Below are 21,749 nucleotides of genomic sequence, written 5' to 3' on the forward strand. Positions count from 1 at the left end.
ATGGACCTGCACATCCCCGACGACCCCGAGTACCAGTGGGCGTACACCGCGATCCTGATCGCCTCCGGCGAGCAGCTCCCGAAGGCCGACATCACCCAGCTCCGGGCGATGACCGCCGAGCTCACCGGGGTCGTCGCGGGGATGATGGCGCTGAGCACCGGCATGGGCGGCCTGTCGACGAGCGTCTACAGCGCGGTCAGCGGGCAGACCGCCCGCGAGTTCTACAACGCCACCCGCAACGTCACCGACGGCGTACCGGACGACATCAACCTGCTGCGGCAGATGATCGCCCAGGCCGACAATTTCACGCTGGACGCCGAGCAGACCCAGTACTCGGTCGCCATCGCCATGTTCCTGACCGTTTTCGACATCTTCCTGGCGCTGGTCTCCGGCTTCTCCTACCTGGTGCCGTTCCACATCGCGTCCGGTGGCGGCGTGGTCCGCGCCCTGATCCAGGGCCTCAAACTGCGGCACGTCGGCCGCAGCCTGTCCAAACTGCACGTCCCGCCGCTACCCAAGGCCCCCAAGCCCCTGCCGAAGGCCACCCCCAAGGACGTCCCGCACACCACCCCGAAGCCCACACCGAAGGACACCCCCACCCCGACCCCCAAGGACACGCCGACCCCCACCCCGAAGGACCCGCCGCCGGCCCGGCCCACCCCGCAACCCCTGCCCAAGGACGCCCCTCCCCCGACGCCCAAGGACACCCCCACCCCCAAGCCCAAGGACACCCCGTCCCCCAAGGACACCCCGACGCCCTCGGCGAAACCGCCGAGAACCCCAAAAGAACAGGCCGTCAGGTACGGCGGGGAAGTCGTCCAGGAGGCGGTCGAAGAAGCGTTCCAGGAGATGGCCGAAGAGGGCGCCGCCATGGGCATCCAGACGGCCGAGGGCAACCGCAAGGTCGGCCAGGTCAACTGGAACCAGTGGCTCTTGGCGGGCGCCGGCGGCGCGATGATCGGCGGCGTGGCCAGCGCGTGGAGCGGCGCGGTCAAGAAGATCCTGCCCCACTTCTCGGCCGGCAAGGACGGTCGCGCCATCAACGGCGCCATCGGCGAGGTCCTCGGCGAACTCGGCTTCACCAGCATCGTCGGCGGCGACTTCGTCCCCTGGGCCACCGTCACGTCCTCGATGATCGGCTCCTACGGCGTCGACTACGCCCACCAGGCGAGCAACAACCTCGCAGGCGTCCCCCAGGGCACCGGCGGCCACGGCTCCGGCAACGGCCACACCACCGTGACCCCGCAGTCCGTCCAGAACTACTTCAACCAGCTCTCCGAAACCCTGCGCAACGCCGGCGGCAACTTCCCCCAGGTAGCCCCGGTCGTGGACGCCCTCGGCGCCGACGTGGTCAACGAGATGACCGGCCAGCCCCTGACCAACGGCCCCACCGACCCCACCACCACCGCGCCCCCGACCACCGCGCCCCCGACCACCGCCACCGGTGGCATCCCCACCAGCACCGACGCCCCCATCACCACCGAAAGCCCCACCCCCGCAGCGTCATCTCCCACGGCCACCCCGTCATCCCCCTCAGCGCCGCCATCCCCAGCGCCGCCATCCCCAGCGCCGTCATCCACCTCAGCGCCGTCATCCTCGTCGGCAACCGCCTCTCCATCCACGGGCACGGCGACCCCAGCGGCCCCGTCGTCATCCACCTCGACACCCGCGCCGACGACTTCACCCCCTACCACGGCAGCCCCAGCCCCGGCGACTTCAACGGTCGCCCCGCCGACGTCCACATCGGCGCCGACAACATCCGGCGAGGGCGCCAACACATCGCCCCAGTCGCCGACCAGCGCCCCAGCCACCCCCTCCTCCACCAGCGGATCAGCAAGCGGCCTCCCCGGCTTTGACGCCCAGCCCAGCACCGACACCACCAGCACCAGCGGCAACCCCGCGCCCGACACCGCCGGCACCCCCAACGCCCCCGCCGGCACCAGTAACACCACCCCAAGCAGCACCAGCACCACCGGCTCTTCCATCACCAGTTCCCCCAGCACCGGCGGCTCCAGCACCACCCAGGGCAGCCCCACAAGCTCGTCCCCCACAAGCTCGTCCCCCACGCCCTCTTCCGCCCCGCCCCCACCCCCCGCGGCACAAACCACGACGACCAGCACCTCGTCCCCCACCACCAGCACTTCCTCCCCAAGCACGAACGCGCCCCAGACCAGCACCTCCCAGCCATCCACCTCCCAGCCGTCCACCTCGACGTCGTCCACACCTACCTCGACGCCGACCACGACCACTTCGCCGTCGACCACACCCCCAATCACCTCGGCGCCCATCTCCACCGACTCCCCAGCACCCACCGCCGACACCACCCCGCACTCCGAAAACCCGCCGTCCTACCAGGAATCCACCACCCCCCAATCCACAACGGACCAGACCACCGAAGCTCCCCCGTCCTACGACTCCCTGGAATCCCCTCCCCCGGCCTACGACGCACAGGACTCCCCGGCCACCACCACTCCCGACCCCACCAGAACCCCGCTCGACCCAGCCAAAACCGCCCCCCTTTCGCCCAGCGACAAAGCCCCCACCCAGTCCCAGAACCCGGCCCGAACCACACCTCAGTCAGCCACCCCCGCTCCACCGGCAAAGACCGCCACCGAGACCGACACCCCCAACGTCAAGACCTCCCTCGAGTCCGACGTCAAACAGGCCATCGCCTCCCTCGACCCCCACCACCACGGCGGCCATTCCCCCAAACCCGGAATATCCGAAAAATCGGGTCGAGGCGGCTACCCCACGCCCCTCATCGAGCACCAGCCCACCCCTCTGGCCTGGGCCAACGACTCCCAAAACCCGAACCCCAAAACCGACCCCACCGGCCCGATCCACGTCCCCGCCGGCCTACGCCTGATCAACGCCGATTCCGACCCGGCCCACTTCGACCACGCCGGCAAAGCCCCCAAATCCACCACGTACCAGGTCTACGGCCACGGCACCCCCGACGGCATCAAGATCGGCCCCCGCACGATCGGCGCCACCGAGCTGGCCGCGATGATCAAAAACGACCCGGCCTGGAACAACCGCCCGATCCGCCTGATCGCCTGCGACACCGGCGCCGGCCCGATCAACTCCGACCGTTTCGTCAACGACTTACGCCAGCGCCTCCCCGGCGTACGCATCGACGCCCCCCGCCGAACGGCCTGGACCACCACCGACGGCAACGTCTTCGTAGCCGGCGCGAAGATCGTCAACGGCCGCCGCCGCCCGGACCCCACCCCGCACCCGGACAACGCCTGGTCCACCGGCACCGCCCAGCGGAACCCGAACGAGCCCGACGACTCCCCGGCCACGATCAAAAACCGCCCGGTCACTGAGTCGATCACCGCCGAGAACCGCCCCCCGACCGAGTCCGACCTGGACCCGGACGACCCGTGGGCGATCGGCGTCGAGATCGAAACCCAGTTCGCCTTGGACACTCCGGGCGACGTCGACGTCGGTTACGCCACGGTCCTGGCCCAGACCCGCGACGGCATCCATCCCGCGATCAAACTGGTCATGGACCACTCCGGCGGCGAACAGATCATCGAGATCGTCACCGAGCCCTTGGGTGTCATCGACGGCGAGAACCGGCCGCCTTCACTCCCGGCGTTCCAGCTGATCAACGACCTGATCAACCGCCTGCACCAGGTGACCGCAACCGATCAGAACACCCCGCTCGCCGCGGTCCTCTCCACCCTGCCCCAGTTCGAGGTCAGCACCGTCGGCCGCCAGGTCGGCATCATCGGCGGCCAGTCCCCGAAAACCGTCTACACCCAGTACACCGTCGGTGTCCCCCTGGCCGGCATGCCCGAGTTCCTGCAGAAGGTCATCCAGGACACCCGCACCAGGAACACCCGCGAGCCGCTGCAGCACGGCCTCGATTTCGCCCAGCGCCTGGCCCAGCATTTCAGCAGCACCACCTCGAACGACCCCTACCTGAATCGCCTGGTCCAGGGCATCGGCGCGATGGCCTACACCCACACCGCCGCGATCTTCTCCAGCGCCGCCGACCAGCTCGAATCCCAGCGCGACAACAAGCCGATCGAACGCCTGACCAAGAACTACCTGGGCGCCGCCTCCCGCGTGCACCTGGCCGCGATGAACGCCCAGCTGCCCCCGACCGTCCAGCAGTTCCTGGAGCAGAACGCCGACTCGATCGGCCAGGAGGTCCTCAACCAGTACCGGCAGCAGTCCCCGGACAAAGCCGCCCTCCTCGACCAGAAGATCAACACCGACAACAACCTCACCAGCCTGTACGACGTCGACCCCCGAGCCCGCACCCTGTTCCTGAACGCGGTCCTGACCGAGGACACCCGCAACGCCCGCGGCATCCCGGTCATCGACCAGAGCGACGCCCTGGGCATCCGCACCCACCTGACCGCTCTCGATCACCACACCCCGGGCGGCCCGGTCGTCCCCCTCGAAGTCCGCCAGCCCGACACCTACCAGGGCCGCCAGCCGGGTCTCGAAGGCTCACACGCCAAGTTCACCGAGTACGCCAACCTGAGCAACCAGCTGCACCAGCTGCACGGCACCCCACCGCCCGAGCACACGCTCCCGGGTGAGCCGATGACAGGCGTCGATTCGATCACCCCGCCGCAGGACGTCGACATGGCCGACGCGATCGGCTGGGGAGACGGCTCGGGCTCGAATCCGACGGGCCCGATCCACGTCGACAGCGGCCTGCGCCTGATCGACGCCGAGACCGACCCGGCCCACTTCGAGCACGCCGGCAAAACCCCCAAAACCACCACCTACCAGGTGTACGGCCACGGCACCCCCGACGGCATCAAGATCGGCCCTCACACGATCGGGGCGGCCGAGCTGGCCACGATGATCCGCAACGACCCGGCCTGGCAGAACAAACCCATCCAGCTGGTCGCGTGCGACACCGGCGCCGGCCGGTTCGTCGACGAACTACGGCAACACCTTCCCGGCGTACGCATCGATGCTCCTCGTCGCCCAGCCTGGACCACGGCGGACGGTGACGTTTTCGTCGCCGGCTCGACCATCGTCGGCGGACGCCGACGCCCCGACACCAGCCCACACCCGGACAACAGCTGGAACACCGGTGTGGCCCGGAAGAACCCGGACGAGACCGACGACTCCCCGGAGACGATCCGCAAACGCCCGGTCAGCTCGAAGACCTACCACTCGGTCCATCCGCCGACCGGCACCGACCTGGACCCGGACGACCCGTGGGCGATCGGCGTCGAGATCGAGACCCGCTTCATCCTGACCGAGGACATCCCCTACAGCACCGTCCTGGCCCAGACCCCACCCGGCACCCACCCCGCGATCAAACTGGTCGTCGACCACGACGGCATGAACGATCCGATCATCGAGATCGTCACCGAACCCCTGGCCACCATCGACGGCGAGAACCGTCCGCCCGCCGCCCCGGCCTTCCAGACCATCGACAACCTGGTCGAGCTGCTGCACGCGGCGACCCGCTCGGGCCGCAACACCTCCCTCGCCGACGTGCTCGCCCCGCTGAAGTCGTTCCAGGTCACCGACGCCGGCCGCAACGTCTCGTACAGCACCGGCCTCTCAACGCCGGCCGTCACCGACCTGTTGCAGCAGGTCGCGAGCACCGCGACGAACCCGGACGACCCAGCCGCCGTCACTCTGACCCGGGGTGTCGAGTTCGGCCGGCGGCTCGCCGAGCAGCTCGGCGACGACAGCGTCCGCGGGGTCGGCGCGCTCGTCTACACCCACACCGCGGCGATGTTCGAGGCCACCGCGGACGCCATGGCCGGCGACGGCAACCCCGAGGAGCTGCCCCAACGCATGCGCGACTACCTGGCGGTCGCCGCGCCGGTGAACCTGGGTTCGATCGCCGCCGACCTGACACCCGAGGCCCGGCAGCTGATCGAGGACAACTTCACGAACATCACCCGCGCGCTCGCGATGACCTGGAAGCAGCAGAACCCGCAGAAAGCCGCGTTCCTCGACGCGAAACTCGGCGACGGCCAGACCTACTACGACCTGGCCCGCCCGATCCCCGCCGTCACCGCGAACATCCTGCTCACCGGCCCCGCCCTGGCGCAGTCCGGCGTCCCGGTCATCACCGCCGACAGCCCGGCCGGCCAAGCGTTCCGCAACACTCTCGCGCCGCCGGCCGCGTTCCAGGTCAGCGACGCCGGCCGCCACGTCCAGGTCGAGGGCGAGGCGGTCCCGACCGGCCTCTACACCCAGTTCACGGTCGGTGTCCCGGTCGACGGCATGGCCGAGTTCTTCCAGGCCGCAGTCGAGGACGCCACCAGCAAACCGCGCCGCTCCGGCAAGCCTTCCCCGGCTGCCAAGCTGCTCGCCGACGGTCTCACCTTCGGCGACCGGCTGGCCCAGGAGTTCGCCAAGACCTCCACCGACCAGCACCTGCGACAGATCGTCAAGGGCGTCGGCGCGCTCGCCTACAGCCACACCGGCGCCATGTTCGAGGCGAACGTCGACATCGTCGAGAAGCAGACCAAAGACAAGAACATCCCCCGGCTGACCAAGAACTACCTGACCGCCGCCTCCCGCGTCGACCTGAACGCGATCAACGCCCAACTCCCGCCCCAGGTGCAGCAGTTCCTGGAACAGAACTCGCGGGCCATCGCCGAGCAGGTCCAGACCACCTGGAAACAGGCCGATCCGGAACGGTCGAAGGTTCTCGACCAGCAGCTCGCGCCCGGTCAGACCTACTACAACCTGGACGACAACACGCCGCGCGTGCTCGCCAGCACGATCCTCTCCAAACCCGCGCTGGACCGCGCCGGCATCGAGCCGATCAACCAGAGCGACGCCTTCGGCATCCGCACCTTCCTGACCGAGGTCGACTCCCACACGCCGGGCCGTCCGGTGGTGGCCTTCGAGGTCCGCCAGCCGAACACCCACCAGAACGACCCGAACCGGGCCGGCATGCCCGGTACGCGCTCCCGCTTCGACGACTACGCCGGCCTGACCAACCGTGTCTACCACCAGCCGACCACCGCCCCGGCACCGGCCGACACCGCCATGGCTGAGGCGCTGACCTGGGGAAACAACACCGAACCGACCGGCCCGATCCACGTCGACAGCGGCCTGCGCCTGATCGACGCCGAGACCGACCCGGCCCACTTCGACCACGCCGGCAAAACCCCCAAAACCACCACCTATCAGGTGTACGGCCACGGCACCCCCGACGGCATCAAGATCGGCCCCCGCACGATCGGGGCGGCCGAGCTGGCCACGATGATCCGCAACGACCCGGCTTGGCAGAACAGGCCGATCCAGCTGGTCGCCTGCGACACCGGCTCCGGGACGTTCATCAACCAACTACGGCAACACCTTCCCGGCGTACGGATAAATGCTCCTCTCCGGACGGCCTGGACCACCGCGGACGGCGGAGTTTTCGTCGCCGGCTCGACGATCGTCGGCGGACGCCGGCGCCCTGATCTGACCCCGCACCCGGACAACGCCTGGTCCACCGGCATCGCCCGGAAGAACCCGGACGAGAGCGACGAGTCCCCGGAGACCGTGGCCAAGCGGCCGGTCTCCGAGTCCACCCACCCGTCGACACCGCTCGACGGCGACCTGGACCCGGACGACCCGTGGGCGATCGGCGTCGAGATCGAAACCCAGTTCGCGCTCGACACACCCGGCGACGTCGACGTCGGTTACGCCACGGTTCTCGCCCAGACCCGAGACGGCATCCACCCGGCGATCAAACTGGTCATGGACCATTCCGGCGGCGAACAGATCATCGAGATCGTCACCGAACCGCTGGGGGTCATCGACGGCGAGAGCCGGCCACCCGCGCTGCCCGCGTTCCAGCTGATCAACGATCTGATCAACCGGCTCCACGAGGTGTCCGGCAACGATCGGAGCACTCCCCTCGCCGAGGTGCTCGCCACGTTGCCGCAGTTCCGGGTCAGCGACGTCGGCCACCAGGTCGGCATCGTCGGCGGCCAGTCCCCGAAGCAGGTCTACACCCAGTACACCGTGGGGGTGCCCCTGGCCGGCATGCCCGAGTTCCTGCAGAAGGTCATCCAGGACACCCGTACCAGGAACACCCGCGAGCCGTTGCGGCACGGCCTCGACTTCGCCCAGCGTCTCGCCCAGCACTTCACCGCCACGGTCTCGACGGACCCCTTTCTCAACCGGCTCGTGCAGGGCATCGGAGCGATGGCCTACACCCACACCGCGGCCATCCTGGCCGGCGCCGCCGACCTGTACGAGTCGCAGCGCGACAACAAGGCGATCGACCGGCTCACCAAGAACTACCTGGGCGCCGCCTCCCGGGTGCAGATGTCGGCGCTGAACGCCCAGCTCCCGCCGGTCGTGCAGCGGTTCCTGGAGGACAACGTCGAGAACATCGGCCGGGAGGTCGTCGACCAGTTCCGGCGGCAGTCCCCGGACCGGGCCACGCTGCTCGATCAGAAACTCGCCGCGGACGGCATGACCAGCTTCTACGAGGCCGACACCCGGGCCCGGACGCTGCTGTTCAACGCGGTGCTGACCGAGAGCACCCGCGCCGAGCGGGGCATCCCGACCATCGACCAGAGCGACGCCCTGGGCATCCGCACCCACCTGACCGCTCTCGATCACCACACCCCGGGCGGACCGGTCGTCCCCCTGGAAGTCCGCCAGCCCGACACCTACCAGGACCGGCAGCCCGGCCTGGCCGGTTCGCACGCCAAGTTCACCGAGTACGCCGACCTCAGCAACGAACTGCACCGCCGGCACGGCTCCGCGCCGGACGTCGACATGGCCGACGCGCTCGGCTGGGCGCCGCCGGTGCCCGGCCTGGCCCGTACGCCGTCGTTGTTCACCATCGCCGAGGAGCCGGAGACCGACGCCGAGCTGGCCCAGGCGATCCGCCGTGCCCTGCCCGACTACCTGCGGGAGAGCCGCCGCCTGGGCTTGGCCCAGCAGGTGCTCCAGGCCCGGATCGACCCGCCGGACCTGACCACCGTGGCCCCGGATCTGGACGCCGCCATCAATCGGCAGCTGCAGAAGCTGATGCGCACCGACGTGGACCATTTCCTCGGCGACGCGCACGCCGAACCGGTCACCGTCGACGGCCGCCCGGCCGAGCTGGTGATCCGCTCCGTCCTCGACCCGGACCACCTGACCGTGGCCGGCCGGGACGACGCCAAGAACGACGGCGAGAACGTCAAGGCCGGCACCAAGGACACCGGCAAGACCACGCTGAAGAGCGGTGTCGCCGACGACCAGAGCCTGAACCCGCGGGTCGCCGTGACCGCGTTGCCGCCGGTCGTCGGCGACCTGTCGATCACCGTGCCGATGGCCGCCAGCACCACCGAGGCGCACACCGGCACGGTCGAGGACACACTCAGCAGCACGCTGAAACTCAAGAACGGCATCCAGGTCGACATGCCGTTGCGGTACGTCATCGAGCTACGCGACCCGGACGGCACCCCGCTGCGCGACCCGCTGACCGTGGACGGACGCGTCGACCTGGTCGTACCCCGGGATCTGCACCGCCCGAAGGGTGAGCGCAGCCGCCTGCGCCCGCCCACCGCGGCCGTCGTCGAGAGCGCGATCGCCCGCCCCGGCCCGGCCGGCGACTTCTACACCCAGGTCGCGCGCGAGATGCACCTCGACGCCGACGGCAAGCGGATGCTGCGCGACTTCCTCGGCGACCGCAACGTCCAGAAGGAGCTGCACCGACTCGAACACGGGGCGGACGCGCGGCCCAAGGCCGGCTGGGTCACCTCCGACCCCCTGGCCGAGCGGCCCAGCCGCAACCCGTTCCGCGGGCCGCGGCACACCGCCGTACGGATGCGTCTTGTTCCTCGCCTGACCCGGGTCGTGGAGACCGTCGAGGACGCCAAGCACGAGGTGACCAGCGCGCACGCGGCCGAGCAGAGCGACCGCCGCACCGCCTCGCGGACCGTCGGCGTGACCGGCGGGGTCGGTGCGGGCACCGAGACCGGCGCGGTGAACTTCGCGGTCGGCCCGCGCGCCGGGTACTCCCGCACGGCCGAGAACAGTCAGGAGCACTCCACCGCCACCGGCGGCCGGCAGATCACCAGCAGCGAGGGCCCGATGGTGCGCTACCAGGTGGTCTACGACCTGGAGGTGGCGCTGCCGGGCCGCAAGCCGTGGAAGCTCGACGGCACGGTGGAGAGCTTCCAGTGGGCCACCCCGGAGCGGGTCGCCGAGGCCGGTCTGGACCCGCGGGCCGACGCCGGGTGGCCGGGCCGGCACGGCGACGACCGGGAGTGGCACGCCCCGGCCAACCTGGAGCACGGCCTCTCCTTCGACGGCGCGATCCCGCAGCTGGGCGACGCCGGCAGCCTGTACGAGGCGATCGCCGACGCGCTGCGCGACGTCCCCGGCCGCCCCCGCCTGGACCGTTCCCTGTTCGGCCTGTTCCTGTCGGCCAACGACCTGCTCGGCGACATGGGCGACCCGAAGTACGACGGCCACCTGGACCCGGACGACCGGGCCGCGTGGCAGCGCGCCGACGCCGTGCGGGCCGCGCTCTCCGAGGATCAGCTGGTCAAGCTGCTCAACCGGATCGTCGGGCCGGGCCTGCACATCCCGGTGCTGTACGAGGGCACCCGGCACAACTACCCGACCATCATCAAGATCACCGGCGAGATGGGTCCGCTCTCGGACGGCCCGACCGCCCGCCGCCGAGCCGACGACACCGGCACCCGGCTGAAGGAGAAGAGCGGCACCGTCGCCGGCCGGGGCACCACCACGACCGGGGAGGTCGGCGTCGAGGGCCGGGTCTACGGGCCGCTGTCCAAACTGTACGGAACGCTGCTGGCCGGCATCCGGTTCGCCCGCACGTCCACCCGCGCCCAGTCGCTCGGCGTCACCCAGGGCGCCACGTTTCACCTGGACCACGGGACCGCGGTGGACGCCGACGGCAAGATCGCCCCGGGAACCGTGCGGGCGTTCGCGACCGAGTTGACGCTGACTGTGGAGACCGAGTCGTACCGGACGCTGAACACCACCGGCCGGCGCACCTCGATCGGCGGCCCGCGGCGCGGCATGCCCGGCCCGATCGAACCTCCCGCGATCCCGGCGCAGACCCACAAGCTCGACGTACGCCTGTTCGTGCCCCAGGACCGGACCACCCGCGAGCGGCCGGCGCCGCCGGACACGGGCCGGGCGGTGACCAGCGAGCCGATCGAACGGCCGAACCCGATCGCCGGGATCGGCGGCGGCTACTCCCGGGACCTCGACGGCAACCGGCTCACCTCGTTCACCGCGTCCAAGGCGCTGCAGGACGCGACGATGCGGGTGCTGCGCAAGGCGTCCCGGGACGACCCGCTGTTCGACTCGTCGGCCACGAACATCCCGCTGACCGTCGGCGAGGTGCTCGCCCCCGAGTCGATGACCGCCGATCCGTCCCTGTTCAGCGCGGCCACCGAGATCACCGGCCTGACCCACGAGCGGCGCACCTCGGACACCACCGCCCAGGCCACGATCCGGTTGCGGCCGGCCAACCCGCGGATCGTCGACGGCACCGAGTACGACAAGAGCAAGCAGTCGCACACCGGCGGCACCCGGGCCGGCAGCGCGAAGAGCCGCCAGTTCGAGTTCGGCCCGACCGTCACCGGGGTCGGCTCGGTCGCGCACACCCCGGTGCCGGCCGGCTGGCTGCGCTACATCCCCGGCGGGATCTTCGTCGGCCAGCTCGCCCCGCTCGCCCACCGCTGGGGCACCGGCCGCGGCCAGGACCTGACCGGCCGTTCCCGGCTCTCGCTGACCGGCCGGGCCGAGCGCAAGGTGCTCGTCCAGCTCGACCTGGACGCCGAGGTGACCGCCGAGGTGCACGAGAACCCGTGGCACCCGGGCCGCGGGAGGACCACCGCGGCGGCCGAGCACGTGCTCATCCCCGACGGCGTGCAGATGTGGATGACCGAGGCGCAGTACCACCGGCTGCGCGAACACGACGCCGAGTTCGACGCCACCCGGGCCGACATCGAGCTGGCCCGGACCCAGCAGCGGCAGCGGCAGGACCTGGCGACCGCCCAGCAGCAGGAGTTCGACCAGCAGCGGGGCACGCACGCCACCGAGCAGCGCGACCTGGGCCGCGCGCAGGAGACCGAACGCGCCGCGCTGGCCGCCGACCACACCCGGGCCCTGAGCATCCGCAAGGCCGGGCACCGCACGGGCCGGGCCACGGTCCAGAGCCGGATCGACGCCGCCCGTGACCTGGACCGGCTGCGGGCCGAGCATCGCGCCGAGTCCCGCGCCCTCGACGACAACCACACCGCGGCCCTACGCACCCTGGCCGATCACCAGACGCAGGCGCGCGCCGACCTGGCCACGGCCCACGAGGCGGCTGCCCGGGAGATGTCCCGGCAGCACAACAACGCGATCCTGCTGCGGCTCGACGAGCGGGTGGCGCGGGCTAACGCCGTACGCGAAGAATCCCCCCGGCCCGAAGCGAAGCGGGCCGTGCCGGACGGCCTGCTCCACCCACCTCCCGTGGCACGCCCCGAAGGGGCCGCGCCGGCCACCGGAGCGCCCAGCGTCGGCCTCGGCGGCACGGTGACCCCGATCGATCTCAGTGATCGGGTCGACCAGCTGCGCACCAACCTGATCAAGGGCTTCACCCGGGAGTACGACGGTGACGAGGCCAAGGCCCGGGTGACCGCCGAGCGGCTGCTGCCCCGCGACACCCTGGCCGGCCCGCACGACAACACCCGCGCGGTCCGCGACTTCCTGGCCACCCTCAACCGGCACCTGCCCGGCGGGCTCAACGGCGGCCGCACCCAGCCGCTGCGCCTGGAGGACCGGCTGACCGGCCACACCTACTACCTGACGGCCGACATCACCTTCCCCGCTCCGCTGACCGCGGCGACCGTCGCGCACGTCGACGAGCTCGGCACCTCCGGCAAGGTGGAGATCGAGGAGAACGAGGTCCGGTCCCGCTGGCGGCAGAAGCTCGGCGGTTCGGTCACCGCCCGGTTCAACCAGACGCTACGCGAGTCCGGGACGACGGCCACCGCCCCGCGGGCCGGCTCGCTCGGCACCGCGCTGCGCACCGGCCTGAAGTGGGGCACCCGGGACAGCCGCGACACGATCAGCCGCAAGACCGTGCACAAGCAGTCGCTGACCGCGACCGGGCCGATGGTGGCGTGGCGCGGCGAGGCCAGGATCGAGCTGTTCATCACCCACGGTGACCGGCACCTGGGCCGCGACGGCGAGCAGGTCGGCGACGTGCTCGCCACCGACGTGCGCACCCGCGAGGTCGAGTTCCACACGCTGCCCGGCGACACGCTGCCGGCCCCGGCGACCGGGCAGACCCGGCTCGGCCAGGCCGGCCCGATCCTCACCGTCGACCGGGCCCAGCACACCGCGGCGGCCCGGGCCGCGTGGCGCACGGCCGACGGGAGCCTGCGGCTTCCGGAGGAGCCCGACGCGTACGCCGTGGAACGCCTGCTGCCGGACATGGCCGCCCTGCGCGCCGCGGCCGCGCAGGCGATCCTGGAGTCGCACGGCGACGTCGACGACGACACCATCGCCGCCCTGGACAGCGCGCTGACCCCGGACACGGTGGCGACCGCGCTGCGGGCGATGACCGACGGCACGTTCGCGATCCCGCTGCCGATCGACGCCGACCGTTTCCTCTACGTCGACGCCCGGATCCTGGCCGCCTCGGCCCGGCTGACCGGCGCCGACCACCGCATCAAGGTCAAGAGCTCGGTCAGCGACGAGCACAAACGCCGGCAGGAGGTCACGACGACCGGCCTGCAGACCACCACCGCGCCGGTCGTCGCCGCCGCGGCCGGCAGCACGCACGGCGAGCAGCGCCGCGACTTCGGGTCGGTGCTGGGTTCCACCCAGGCCGACCGTGACCTGCTCACGACCGGGTCGCCGGCCCTGGAAACCGGCACCGAGCACGGCCACGAGCTCGGCGCCAAACCGGCCACCGAACGGCCGGCCGACCAGACACTGACCCGCGGCCTGCTCTACGACGTGAAGTTCCGGTTCACCGTCGGCACCAAGCCGGGCGTGTTCTCCGACGGGCCCCGGCGCACCGGCGGCACCGAGCTCACCGTCACCGACGCGGCCCTGCTGCGGGTCCGCGACGACGTCGCCGAGGAGCTGACCGGCCGGACGCTGCCGGCCGCGCTGACCACGGCAGCGCAGGACCTCGCCGACGCGTCGACGGCCTACAGCGCCGCAGCCGTGCGGACCGACGCGGTGCGACGCCGCGGCGCCGAGGGCGGGCCGCTGGTCGCCGCCCGGGCGGCCGAGGAGGCCGCGGCCAAGACCTGGGAAAAGACCATTCGCGCGTACGGCGTGGAGCTGGCCCAGGCGCAACGTGACCCGATCGCCCCGGCCGCCGCCCGGGCCGATCCGTCGGCCGCACCGATCTGGATCCTCGGGCGCGACGACCGCGCCGACGCGGGAGTGCTCACCGACACCGACGGCACGGTGACCGCCCTGACCTTCGGACTCACGCCCGAACACACCACCGGGTTGCGCTCTGAGGCCGAGGCGGCGACCCGCGCCACCTATCTGCACCACGACGACGGCACCCGGGTCGGCCGGGCCGTGCCGTGGCGCGGTGACCAGCCGCTGTCCGTGCACGGCGCGAGCGACGGCGACGGGCACGTGGTGGTGAACCTCGCCGGGCGCGGCGCGGTCCGGCTCACCCCGGCCGACTTCGCCGAGCTGACCGCCCGCACCCTGCGGCAGCACGGTGCCGCGCCGGACCGGTTGCTGCTGGTCCCGTCCGGGCCCGGCCCGTTCGCCCAGGACTTCACCCGAGCGGTACGCGAGCGGCTCAGTGAGAGCGTCGTCGTGCACACGGCCGACGGCCCGGTCACCGTCCGCAACGGTCGTCTGGAGGTCGGCGCCGGCCGGATCAGCACCGACACCCCGCCCGGCGCGACACCCCCGGCCGCGGCCACCCCGCGTCTGCGGGGCAAGCCGTACACGGTCGCCGACGTCAAGCACACCGTCCTGCCCGACCCGGGCGCGAAACGGGTCGCGATCATGTTCCCGTCGCGGGCCGGCGATCGGGAGACCATGCCCCGGCAGGCCGCGGCGATCATGCAGAGCGGCACGTCCTGGTACGACGTGCTGCGCGACGGCCCCGGCTCCCCGACCGAGGGCCGGGTCGAGATGCCCGGCAGCACCGGCGGCCGGACCCTGCTCGTCGAGGCGCACGGCACCGCCGACGGTTTCCAGGTCGAGATGAACGACGGCGAGATCGTCACCGTCGACGGCGACGACATGGCGATGCTGGTCCAGCAGGCGGCGGCGCTGCACCCGCAGAGCACGATCCTGCTCGCCGCCTGCGACACGTATGCGCAGGACGAGGCCGGGACGGCGGCGCACGACTTCGAGCGGCGGGTCCGGGAACTCGGGCACCAAGGACCGGTGCTGGCGCCGACCGATCAGCTGATCGTCCGGCACAAGGACGGCGACAACGACGAACGCGAGGCCGGTGACCACGTGCTGCGGGTCGCGCACGGCGGTCGGATCGCCCGGGTCGGCGACCGGGCGGCCGCGCTCGCCTCGGCGCCGCTCGGCGGGAGCCGGCACGTGCCGCTGTCCGAGGACCGCCACGACGATGTGCTCAGCCCGGCCGACCTGACCGAGGTACTACCGCCGGCCCGGCTGATCGACCGCAACGGGCAGGAGTTCGGGGTCACCTTCAGCCACGACCCCGGGCCGGTCCAGGATTGGGCCCGCACGATCGATTCCGGACAGCTGGACACGGTGTGGACGTACACGGGGGCGATCGGCGAGGGCGAGCCCAGTGCCGGGCTAGCCGACTTCTCGCCGCGGCACGGCAACGCGGTGTACGTGGTGCACACCGATGGCGCCGACGGGTGGTCGGCGTCGGTGCCGCTGCGCGACGGCGGCAGCGGACGGCTCGACGGCGCCGGACTGGTCGGCGCGCTGCGCAGCCCGGAGCACGGCGGCCTGCTGCTCGACCGGTTCCCCCGGCGGACCTCGATCCTGCTGCTCGCGCCGTGGGCCGGCTTCCACGACAGCGACCGGCACCTCGGACATCAGGTGATGCGGGCCGCGCAGCACGCCGACTTCCCCGGGAACGTGTTCGCGCTGCGGACCACGGCGGCGCTGTGGCCGGGTGGGATCGCGGTCTCCCACGACGGCGGGTTCACCAAGTTCGTGCCGTCGCGGGTGTACTTCAACCAGATCGTGCCGGCCGACACCGATCCGGCCGCCGCGATGTTCCGCGACAGCGCCACGGCCGACGCCTTCACCGTCGAGGAGGTCGCGCCCGATTCTGCACCCGCATCCGCTTCCACCCCGGTCTCCTCCACTTCCTCTTCCGATGAGGGATCACTATCGGACACCGACTCGGAGAGTGAGAGCGACAGCGACGACGATCTGCTCGACGAGAACCGCGACCCGCGCCCGGCCGTCCCGTTCACCCCGCCGGTCCGCACCGCAACCGACGGCACGCCGCGGTCCACTCTGCACGCCGACCCGCACGGCCGCCCGTTCGCCGTATCGCTGCTGCCCGATGCCGCGCTCACCCAGCGCATCACCGACCAGGCGGCCGACCTGCCGGACGGCTGGATCGACAAGGTCGAGGGCCGCCACCTGACTCCCGCCCCGTGGGCCGACGGCGCGCTGCGCCCCGACGGCCGCCCGATCACCGTCTACCTCCGGCGCGAGTTCAACGCCACCGACCTGGTCGTCCCCGCGCACGGCGGCGGCACCCGGACGCTGAAGCCGGCCGAGGTCATCGCCGAGCTGTACGCCGACCCGAACTTCCAGTCGCTGGACCGGGGACCGATCGCCACCCCGATGGTGTTCGTCATCGAGGCGATCGGCGACCCCGAGTGGACCGCACGGACCGCCCGGGAACTGCTCGACGCCCAGATCGCCCACAGCGGCTACCGGCCGTTCTACTACCTGCACGGCCTCTGGCTCAGCCAGGGCAAACTGCCGTTCTCGTACGTCGAGGAACCGGGCTCCGGTTTCCGCCTGGTCCGTGGACCGCAGGCGTCCGACCTGGAGATCGTCGAGCTGCCCGGCGGGCGCGGCCTGGCCTTCCCGACGTCCGACGAGAACCATCCGGTCACCCAGGCCGCCCGGGGCGCCCGTCGGCTGCCCACCGGCGACGACTTCTTCGTGGCCGTGGACGGCGACGCGCAACGGTTCCACCCGGCGGTCACCGGTGGCGGGCGCCAGATCGCCCTGACCGGCGCCGCCCTCGCCGCGGTGCTGGCCGGACACGGCACGTACGCCGCGCTGCCCGCCACCCGCGAGGTGACGCTGCTCTCCGGCTCGGCCGGGCAGCACAACCGGGCCGGGCACAGCGGTTACGACTTCGCCGCGGCCGCCGGCCATCCGGTCTTCGCGGCGGTCCCCGGACGCCGCCGGCGCATCGGCGCGCTCCGGCCCGAGGACGTACAGGCCATCGCCCTGCAACACCCCACGGCCGGCTCGATCGGCGCGTACTTCCCGGGCCACCAGGACTTCCACACCCACACCCACTATTCGTACGACAAGTGGCAGGAGAACGCGTCCCTCGGGCAGCTCGGCGTCTACGCGACATCCCACAAACCGACGCCGTGGGGGTACAACAAGCCCACGGTGGTCGTGCTGCGCGACGTGAACCGGGCCGGGGTCAACCTGCGTACCGGCGGCATCCTGCACCAGGGCACCGAGCACCTGCCCCCGCACGCCGCCGCCCGCGCGATCGTCAGCTCCACCGAATTCCGCGCGGCCGCCGTCGAGGGAAAGTTCACCGCCCGGCCGGTCGTCCTGCTCCTGCCGAAGGACACGCCGCCCGCCACGGCCGCCCGGCTGGCCCACGCGACCAGCCGTGAACTGCGCCGCTCCGGCTACTTCCGAACCCTGCACGCCATGGTCGGATCGGAGCCCACCGCCGACGGCTCACTCACCGAACCGGACTGGCACACCACCATCGAGCCGGATCCGCTGCGGCCCCGCGACGTCGAGATGCACGCCGTGTACTACCGCGGCGGCGGATACGCCGGTGTCTCGTTCCCCAGCCGCGACCTGGCCGCCGACTCCACCTCGACCGACCTGTTCACCGACAGCAATTTCGTCCGGCGCACGGTGGCCGGCGGCCCGCTGCGCTACAGCAGCATCCGGGAGAAGTTCGACGAGATCGGCGCCACCAGCCATCCGCTGCGCGAAGCCGACGACAAGTGGCACGCGATGATCCTCGCCCACGGCACCCCCACCGACGTGATCACCCGGATGCGCCGCGGCCCGGACCGCCCGATGGTCGACGGGGACGTCATCGCCGACCTGCTGGACCGCTCCGGCCAGCGGCAACGGTGGTCGCCGGACGTCTACGGCAGCTTCCTGGCCGCGATCTGCCTGATCGGCCAGAAACATCCGGCCGGGCCGGCGGCCGCCCTGCAGCGCCGCCTGGCCGAACTGGGCGACGACCGTCCGCTGCTGGCCGGCAGCATGAGCGTGGTCCTGCAGACGGTGACCGGCGAGATCGCGGTCGACGAGAAGGGCGAGTACCGCACGTTCCCCGCGCCCACCCCTTCCACGGCCGCGGCCCCCTCCGACAGCACCCCTTCAGCCGGCGGACCGTCCGTCACCACCCACGCCTCCGAGCAGGGTTCGCCGGCCGGCAACGAGTCGGCCGCGGCCGGCGAAGAACGAAGGCCGGGCGAGGAAGGCGTGCCGCGGCCGGACGGGGTGTTGCCGCCCGGCCCCGCCCCCACCGCGCCGGCGGCTCCGGCCGACCTGACCCTGGCCGACGTCGTGATCACCACCTCGACCGGACCGGGCGGGCGACTGGCCGCGATCGGCTTCCCGCTCGACCCGGAGCAGGCCGAAGCGTTCCGCTCGGCCGCCGTGATCTCCGAGGTCGACGGGCAGCCGGCGATCACCTTCCTGCTCGGCGACTCCTACGGCGACACCGTCCTGGTCCACCGGCGCGGCGCCGGCATCGTGCGGATGCCCGGGTCCCAGCTGGCCACCATGCTCGCCCGGGCCGGGCTGCGCTCGGTACCCGGCGTCGGCCCGCGCACCCCCCTGGTGCTGTGGAGCGGCTGGGCCGGAACCGGCTCGGCCCACTCGTTCTTCACCGGCCTCAGCGACGCCCGGGTCCCGTATTCACACGGCCTGGCCCCCGACGTCGCCGTCGAGGAAGCCCCGGAGTACGCCGAGCTCACCGACAACGGCGAGTTCCGCTGGTACGTCAACCCGAAGCCGGAACCGGCCGAGACCGGCCCGCGCATCGTCACCATGCCCCCGACGATCCTGCCCCAGCGCCGGCCCCTGCCCGTGACCGCTCCTCCGCCCGACCCCTATCGCGACGCCACTCCCCCGGCCCCCGCCCGCCATCACGACCCCGAACCCCCGATGCCCGCCGGGCCACGGCTGGAAGATCTGTGTCAGCGGACGCTGACCCGCGACGGCACGCTGGTGGCGATCGCTTTCGGTCGCGGCGCGAGCGGCCCGTCCGGCATCCGCGACGTGCTCAAGAAGATCCACGACGGCGACCAGACCCACTACGTCACCACCGACGGCCATCGGCGGCCGACCAGGCGCCGGCTCCCGTTCCCGAGCCGGGACACCGGCCCGGCCCCGACGCTCTGGATCGACATCCGCGGCCGGGGCGACCACTTCGAGGTCGACACCCCGCTGCGTTCCGGCCGGTCCACGCCGGACACCACCTACGCCTATTCCGGATCTGCACTGGCCGACCTACTGTTCCCGGCGATCGCCCAGTCACCGGCCGGGCACCCTCGGATCGTGCTGCTCGCCTCACACAGCGCGGAAACCCAGGAACCGGGCCAGGCCGGCTTCGACTTCACGACCCGGCTGGACCAGCTCGGCTACACCGGCCAGGTCTTCGGCCTCACCGGCCCGCACCACCGCGGCGCGACCGGCTCCGCCCTGATCGGCGTCGGCGGCAACGGCCGCATCACCGAGATCGTCACCGCTCCGGGCGCCGAGCCCGCTCCGGCCTCCGCGCCCGCGCCGGCTCCCGAGCCCGCCCCCGCTCCGCAGCCGGCGCTGGTCCCGGCCGGCACCCCGGTCGTCGACCCGGCCTCCGTCAAGATCGTCCGGGTCACCGATCCGGCCACCGGCGCCCTGCTGGCCGCCGCTTTCCCGTCCCCCAAGGACAAGGTCGACGGCATCCGGCCGTACCTGCAACGGGTGCTCAAAACCGGTCACCGCGTCTACGCCCAGACCGCCAAGGGCCGGCTCACCCCGAAGGCCCTCACCACCCCGTGGGGCGGCGCCGCCGGCCTGAACGGCCGCCCCCTGCTCATCCTGGAGTTGCACGGCAACGAGAAGGTCTTCGCCATCGGCCAGACCGGCGGGCGCAAGGCCCTGCTCAACGGCCGGCAGTACGCCGACCTGCTGATCGCCCTGCGCCTGCTGGACGAGGCCCCGGGCGTCCGGCAGGGCGTGATCGTGATGTTCTCCTGCCTGGTCGGCGCCAACGACCGCCCGGGCGGCGCGGCTCACGACCTGGACCGCACGCTGCGCGAGTCCGGCGAGTTCGCCGGCTCCCTCTACGCCCCGACCAAGATCTTCAACAAGATGCCGGACGCCGGGCGGCATCCGCTGATCCAGCCGTTCCAGTTGATGGGGGTCCGCGGCGGCGGCACCTTCGTAGAGATCGGACAAAGAACGTGACCGACGAATACGTGCTGCTCCTGGACCCGGCCTGGTCTCCCGACGACGGCGCCGAACCGCCGGTCGAGGCGATCGCCGGGCTGTGGCCGATGCGCGCGGACGGCACGCTGGGCCGGTTCCGCAGCAACCCGGACTACCGGCCGGTCGACCCGGATGCGCCGACCGACCCGATCGACTCGGCGCTGCGCGATCTCGCCTACGAGCAGTCCGGCACCGACGTCCTGGAGGTCGTGCTCCGTGACGCGCTGGTCGAGCTCGCCCTCAACGGCGACGGCCGCCCGCTGCTGCATCGCTCACCGGACGACGTGCTCTGCGCGGTGATCGCCACCGCCGAGCCGCACCGTCGGCGCATCACCGCCCCGCAGTGGCTCCGGGTCACCGTCGAGGAGATCGCCGAGCGGCTCCCCGACGACGTCGACCTGCTGATCAACCCGCAGGGACCCGCGGCCGTCCGCCTCACCGCCGGCTTCGTCCGGCGAGTCGCGGCGATCTCCGACAAGGACCTGATTTCGGCGTACGAGCGGATCACCGTCCCGTGACGGCGATCGCGACGTACCTGTTGATGATGGACCCGGACTGGACCCCCGGCCCGGACGACGAGGTCCCGCCGGTGACGGCCATGGCCGGCTCGTGGCCGGTCGGCTCGGACGGCGACATCGGCGGGTTCCGGCCGAACCCGGATTACCGGCCGGCCGACCCGGACGCCCCGGCCGACCCGCTCGACGCCCTGCTGCGCACCGCCGTGACCGAGGCGCCCCCGGTCGAGCTGGTTCGGCTGCTGCTGCGCGACACGATGGTCGACGTCGCGTGCGACGAGCACGAACACCCCCTCGTCGTGTACTCCCCGGACCACGCGCTGTGCCTGATCGTCGCGACCAGCGCCCCGCAGCGCGACATCGTCCCGGTGGCCGGCTGGCTGCGCACCGACCTGCTCGGCCTGGCCGGGCTGCTCGACGACGGCGTGGACGTGCTGGTCAACCCGTACGGACCGGTTCCGGCCCGGATCACCGGTGACGACGTGCGGGCCGCCTACCTGCTGGCCGGCGACGAACTGGCGGCGGCCCGGGACCTGCTGCGGGCCCGCTATCCGCTACGCGACGCGGCGGTGCTGCCGTGGATCGGCGGTCCGTCCGGGCAGACCTGACGGGCGGATCGAGCAGAGGCGCGCC

At 72.0% G+C, this 21,749-nt stretch carries 3 protein-coding genes; all 3 read left to right on the forward strand.

All coding sequences use genetic code 11. The features are described from left to right. From ACSHV8_RS21705 to ACSHV8_RS21715, 3 genes are read left to right on the forward strand one after another with little or no spacing between them, the layout of a single operon-like run. Complete coding sequence (locus tag ACSHV8_RS21705; RefSeq protein ID WP_436535573.1) at positions 1-20,580, forward strand: hypothetical protein; 20,580 nt, start codon at positions 1-3, stop codon at positions 20,578-20,580. After that, complete coding sequence (locus ACSHV8_RS21710) at positions 20,577-21,119, forward strand: type VII secretion system-associated protein (RefSeq protein ID WP_436535574.1); 543 nt, start codon at positions 20,577-20,579, stop codon at positions 21,117-21,119. The genes ACSHV8_RS21705 and ACSHV8_RS21710 overlap by 4 nt, the downstream gene beginning before the upstream one ends. Continuing rightward, on the forward strand, positions 21,116-21,724 hold the full coding sequence (locus ACSHV8_RS21715) for a type VII secretion system-associated protein (RefSeq protein ID WP_436535575.1): 609 nt from the start codon (positions 21,116-21,118) through the stop codon (positions 21,722-21,724). The genes ACSHV8_RS21710 and ACSHV8_RS21715 overlap by 4 nt, the downstream gene beginning before the upstream one ends. The last annotated feature ends 25 nt before the right edge of the window (positions 21,725-21,749 follow it).

Origin of the sequence: Actinoplanes sp. HUAS TT8, assembly GCF_051380535.1 — a bacterium.
GTDB lineage: Bacteria > Actinomycetota > Actinomycetes > Mycobacteriales > Micromonosporaceae > Actinoplanes.